The organism is Methanospirillum sp., assembly GCF_035560735.1.
Lineage (GTDB): Archaea > Halobacteriota > Methanomicrobia > Methanomicrobiales > Methanospirillaceae > Methanospirillum.
In genome coordinates this window covers 1-4,699 of the sequence record NZ_DATMYY010000029.1, presented here as the reverse complement: position 1 = coordinate 4,699, position 4,699 = coordinate 1, and the positions used below count along the sequence as shown (strand labels likewise).

Annotated in this window: 9 protein-coding genes; all 9 read right to left on the bottom strand. The window is 45.3% G+C overall.

Annotated features, from left to right (window positions below; genetic code table 11):
* Nucleotides 1–559 (bottom strand): reverse transcriptase domain-containing protein (locus tag VN429_RS00775; protein ID WP_325628734.1); only part of this gene is annotated, 559 nt, incomplete at its 3' end.
* Entirely contained in the window at nt 556–864 is a 309-nt protein-coding gene (locus tag VN429_RS00770; protein WP_325628732.1) for a hypothetical protein, read from the bottom strand. The genes VN429_RS00770 and VN429_RS00775, both read right to left, overlap by 4 nt.
* Entirely contained in the window at nt 851–1,144 is a 294-nt protein-coding gene (locus VN429_RS00765) for a hypothetical protein (protein ID WP_325628730.1), read from the bottom strand. Before VN429_RS00765 ends, VN429_RS00770 begins: the two co-directional genes overlap by 14 nt.
* Before the next feature lie 2 nt (nt 1,145–1,146).
* Nucleotides 1,147–2,445 carry a hypothetical protein gene (locus tag VN429_RS00760; RefSeq protein ID WP_325628728.1) on the bottom strand — a complete coding sequence of 433 codons (1,299 nt, stop codon included), beginning with the start codon at nt 2,443–2,445 and terminating at the stop codon, nt 1,147–1,149.
* On the bottom strand, nt 2,445–2,765 hold the full coding sequence (locus VN429_RS00755; protein WP_325628726.1) for a hypothetical protein: 321 nt from the start codon (nt 2,763–2,765) through the stop codon (nt 2,445–2,447). The genes VN429_RS00760 and VN429_RS00755 overlap by 1 nt, the downstream gene beginning before the upstream one ends.
* Before the next feature lie 4 nt (nt 2,766–2,769).
* A complete protein-coding gene (locus tag VN429_RS00750; protein WP_325628724.1) occupies nt 2,770–3,165 on the bottom strand; it encodes a hypothetical protein in 396 nt (131 codons plus the stop codon).
* A 20-nt stretch (nt 3,166–3,185) separates the two neighbouring features.
* The gene (locus tag VN429_RS00745) at nt 3,186–3,569 is read right to left on the bottom strand and encodes a hypothetical protein (protein ID WP_325628722.1); all 384 of its coding nucleotides are present in this window, start codon (nt 3,567–3,569) and stop codon (nt 3,186–3,188) included.
* A 1-nt stretch (nt 3,570) separates the two neighbouring features.
* Nucleotides 3,571–3,744: a hypothetical protein gene (locus VN429_RS00740; RefSeq protein WP_325628720.1), complete on the bottom strand. Its 174-nt coding sequence runs from the start codon at nt 3,742–3,744 to the stop codon at nt 3,571–3,573.
* Nucleotides 3,745–3,746: 2 nt separating this feature from the next.
* A partial coding sequence (locus VN429_RS00735) for a hypothetical protein (protein WP_325628718.1) occupies nt 3,747–4,699 on the bottom strand: 953 nt, incomplete at its 5' end.

The window sequence follows — 4,699 nt, the reverse complement described above, 5'->3', positions numbered from 1 at the left end:
GTGATAAATAATTACCAATCGGAACGCCAGGAGTGGACCGGATCACATTCTCCAGGAGCCATAAAGTATCCTTACACTTGATCTTCTTCTCTACCAAGGAAAGCAGGATATCGTGGTTCATCGAAGGATAAAATTTTGAGATATCAAACTTCAGGCAGTACTGAGTATTAGGGACGTCTTTGAGAAACTTCCGAAGTCTATAGGACCCGGCATGAAGACCTTTACCCGGTATCGCTGAGTACAGATCAAAAATGAAAACCTTATCCCATATTGGTTGGATAACCTGCATCACTGCATGCTGGACAACCCTATCTGGAAAATAAGGGAGTTTATAAATCGTCCTCTGCTTTGGCTCAAAGATTTCTTTCAGTTCATAGGGAGACGTGGTAAACGTCTTTGAGATAAGCATCCGCTGAATTTCAGCGATAAACACCTCTGGGTCTTGATTGACCATCTGGACCTCGCCATACTGGGACTTTCCCCTTCTGGCATTGAGATGAGCAGTTAAGAGATTGTCAGTATCAACAATCTGTGAGAAGAGATTGCCGAATCGTTTCATGATTCAGCCCTACCCATCCGGGAGAGTGTTCCTAAAAGTACTGACACTCCCGGAAGGTTTGCTTTCTGTTTGACCAGATAATCAATCTGATTCAGGTCTGATTGCTGTTCAGGGCTACTCAATACAGTCTTGAGCTCAAGCTGCGTACTGATATTCGGATTGGCATACGAGACGGTGTTATTCGAATTAAGGTAACCGACCTCTGCATACCCGGCATTATTCCAATTGCTGCCGGCTAGCAGAACGCTGCTTATGCAACCAAACCATACCAATATGATCCTTGAAAAATTATTAAGTGAACGCATAATATTTCCCAAAGTCCCTGATTATCACTAAAAATGGTAATTTTTCAGCGTATTTTTCAATCTGATCCATAAGAACGCATGAACCAGTGAACAGAACATGACGCGTGTCTTCTTTCTCAAACTGTATCGTTAAGTATTTTTCATCCTTGAATTTTGACTGATGAATTGAGTACCCGGTTACCAGGATCTCCTGATTCAGAATGTCCTTTAGCTTCACCTTTTCGCCATCGAGTTTTGCATCCCCGGCAGCAAATTCTGAAAACCTCGGATACACTGTCATTTTCACCCAATAAACTCAAGCCGCGCACCGAGCGCCGGATCGGCATACGAGACGGCGCAATTCGAACCAAGGCAACCGACCCCCGCATACCCGGCACTACTCCAACCGCCGCCGGCCAGCAGAACGCCAATTTGACCGATTCCGGATTGATGCGACCAGTCAAAATCACAAAATCCGGTAGTCTCACTAGCTGCTAATGCAGAGGGTATCATCAAATGATCAAGCAGTCCTGCTGAATCATGCCCGACTGCTGATACATATCCTTGACAATAGGCTCCAGAATCAGTCCCGCTGATGTTATTCACTCCATTTAATGGCAATGGGCTTGTTACAGCATCATAATTGCCAGAAGTGAGTGTTCCTGCTAGTGTTCCAGTCCCATCTCTTTTTACAATATTGTGTGCAGTATCGGTCGAATTGTAACCAATGATGAACTGCCAGAGATTACTCCAGAGGTTTTCAAGGCCAAAAAGTGAAACGCCTAACAGATCAGTCGTCCCTGACGAACGGCCCATAATATCCTCATAAGATGATACAGATCCGTTTGTAAGGGCAGATGTGTTTGCAGAATTTGATCTTCCTGCACCTACTGCTGCTTGTGAGTTAAGCGTACCAAGACGAATATATGTTAAGAGCCGAATCATCGCCCAGGTGTGAATATTTACGATGCCCCAACCTGCCCCAATCAGATTTGCAGCAGCTTCAAAATGGGCAATTGTCCCCGATGTGCCTGCATCATCCCCTGTGAGTGCCAGGTTTCCGGACTTACTAGTAAGTTTCAAGCCAGTCCAGGAGGTAGCTTTTATTGTGTTATAACTGCCATTTGCTACAGTTGTTCCTCCATTCGCCCCTGCCATATAGGATCCAACATAGATCGCATTGGCGGGGCTGGATGCATGGCCTCTCTGGTTAGCTGAAAATACGGGGACGAAACCATCCCACGGGAATGGACTGATCCACCATTTCTTCACTGTCCCAATCATGTCCCATTTGAGATAATGTAAAGGAAACTGGGTCATTATGTAGTCTGCAGTAAGAGTTAACCCATCGCCTCTTGCATTAGATCCGAAAGTTGGAACTCCGGCAGCGGTTAGGCAGCACCGCCAGATTTTACCGAATATAGGATGAGAATTAAACCAGATTTCTGAAGGGGTTGGGATTGTATTCCCATCTTTGTCGATATAAGCCAAGGTTGGAGAGGATGATGCCGAGTTCCAAGCTATCCCGATAATGAGTGATGGATCATATCCATATCCTTTCTCCCAGGATGTAATCAACCCTGAAATATCTTTGAAAACCATCAGGCCAGACCTTCATAGATGGATGCTTCAATCTTTGTTGTTGATGACGCTGAAATGAACCGTATTTTATATCCGGGAAGAAGAATTGTCTTCCCGCTATCTGCAATTACTGCCAAGGCAGACACCGACGATTTGAGTAAACATGATTTATGTACGTTTGAGCCATCAGTCACCCAGATCTCAACCGCAACGGCTGAAGAATCCGGATTATAAAGGCTCAATTTTAGAACCATTGACTTTTTTGTTGTGTCTGAATTTGTATAGAGATCGGTCTCAGTCGATACTGTAATTGCACCTGAATATACTACTGTAGCTCCCATAATTTCACCCAAAAATTATTGCAGCGATAATTGGATCCATCTGATTTTCCTGTGCGATAACACGGGTATTGAGATCCGAAATATTGTTCATAAATCCTCCATAGTCCCAGTTTGAGAAACTCCTAAACGCCTTAACCCCGGATGAGAAAGTTTGAGCCGATCCGGTTGAGGATAGATGTTCATCTCCTGATCGTACTATCGTGAGATATCCCGCAGTACCGGAGACTACAGTTTTGGCAGTATATTTACAAACTTCAAATTCGGTGGATGATTTTTTGATGGTGCAGAGATTTGGGGCATCATCAAAGTAATCGAGGTGGTCAACATACAACTGAGTATCTGTCTGGGACAGGGGCTGTGTAGTGACCGCCTGAAGTCCGGGGACAGTGATTGGATACATCGTTTTCTGTGCCGTTTTGCTCACCCGTTCAATGTATCGGTCACAGTTACCGTCATTTGATCATTTTGCCCAACAGCTTGAGCCAAGGACATTACATGCCTCCAAGCCATATTCTGACCGGGAGCATTGGACCAGGACCCAAACAGAGCTCTTATGACATTATCCCCGGTAAACGTAAGATTCCAGGTGAGTTTCATTGCGGTAACAGTCCCGGATGAAACATCAGCCACAGATGCAGCAGTTCTTCCACACCCTCCGGTTGTGAGTTCCTGTGCCGGGGCATTTGCAGAAGCAGATTCTGCTGTTGCATCCCCATCCTGGCCGAGATAGATGATCGACTGTGCCGAGAGTCCGTATGCAAGTTTCAACTTCTGCAGACGGCCAATGATTGTTTGAGTTGCCATTTTACCTCCTCATCCGGGATTTTTTCCAGAGCATGTTCCAGATACATTGAAATTTTCTCTCCTTATCTGGGATTTCTTTTTGAAAATGCTCTTCATATTTTATCTTCCCATCTGGACCCCGGATGACAACGTCAACATTCCGGATTCGGGTTTTATTAGCTAGATCTATTTTCATGGTTAGTACCCCACTGCAACACTCGCCTTGAGCATATCAGAGATTAAATCGCTTGCGGTTGTCTGTTTAGAGAATGTATTCCCGGTTACATTGTTGTTGATCACGGTACTTCCGCTACTCTTCGCTGAAGTGCTTACAGCGGAGTTATAGAGCGACTGTGCAGCCGAAACGATAGAACTAGCTTTGTTAATCGCTGCATTTGCTTGAGAAATAGCAGAATTGATCTGGTTTACTGCAGCCAGTGCAACAGATCCCAGATTCTGCAATGCAGGCGGAAGGCCCGAAACACCGGATTGAGCAGTGATTCCCGAATCTCCTAAGAGTTTATTGATGTCTGAAAGTCTGGAGTTCATATTTGCGGCCTCTTCTGCCGATAAAGAGCCATCGCTCATATATTTGGTGTACTGATTCTGTGCGTCCTGGATCTTTCCATAAGCCAAAGTTAGATCAAGAGTCTGTGAGGCCGCCTGCTGAGTTAGGGGGGTGTTCTGCCCGATGGAAGAGTTGAGTTGATTCCAGGCGTTGCGAACCTCATCCTGTTTGATGATCCCATCCTGTAGGACTGAGTTCATGATCTGCTGTGAGGTAGTGAGTGTTTCAGTATTTTGAGTGGCTATTTTCGTCGCTTGAGACCCATTCCTGACAGAATCGATGTATGCATCAGAGCCATAATTTGAGGTATATTTTTCTGTGAGGTTCTGAACTTCGGAGTTGCTCTGCCAGGATGCCCCCGGATATTTTCGAAGGACGGCATTGATCCTCTGATCGAGGTCATAGGTCATCTGCCCATTTGAATACCCTGAATTAATGTCGTTTTTTATAACCTGATCCGCTGCTGCCTTTACCGCTGAATCAATGGCGTTCTGATAGAATTGAGCATCATACCCGGTGTAACCCCCATATACTGGTGAGTTCCCCTTATCTTGTGCAACTGCCCCAGGAGTCTCTTCAGGAG

Bases quoted from the DNA above. Each gene is read 5' to 3' on its own strand.
- VN429_RS00740 (WP_325628720.1), bottom strand. From the start codon at position 3,744: ATGAAAATAGATCTAGCTAATAAAACCCGAATCCGGAATGTTGACGTT.
- VN429_RS00750 (WP_325628724.1), bottom strand. From the start codon at position 3,165: ATGTATCCAATCACTGTCCCCGGACTTCAGGCGGTCACTACACAGCCC.
- VN429_RS00765 (WP_325628730.1), bottom strand. From the start codon at position 1,144: ATGACAGTGTATCCGAGGTTTTCAGAATTTGCTGCCGGGGATGCAAAA.
- VN429_RS00745 (WP_325628722.1), bottom strand. From the start codon at position 3,569: ATGGCAACTCAAACAATCATTGGCCGTCTGCAGAAGTTGAAACTTGCA.
- VN429_RS00770 (WP_325628732.1), bottom strand. From the start codon at position 864: ATGCGTTCACTTAATAATTTTTCAAGGATCATATTGGTATGGTTTGGT.
- VN429_RS00755 (WP_325628726.1), bottom strand. From the start codon at position 2,765: ATGGGAGCTACAGTAGTATATTCAGGTGCAATTACAGTATCGACTGAG.
- VN429_RS00760 (WP_325628728.1), bottom strand. From the start codon at position 2,445: ATGGTTTTCAAAGATATTTCAGGGTTGATTACATCCTGGGAGAAAGGA.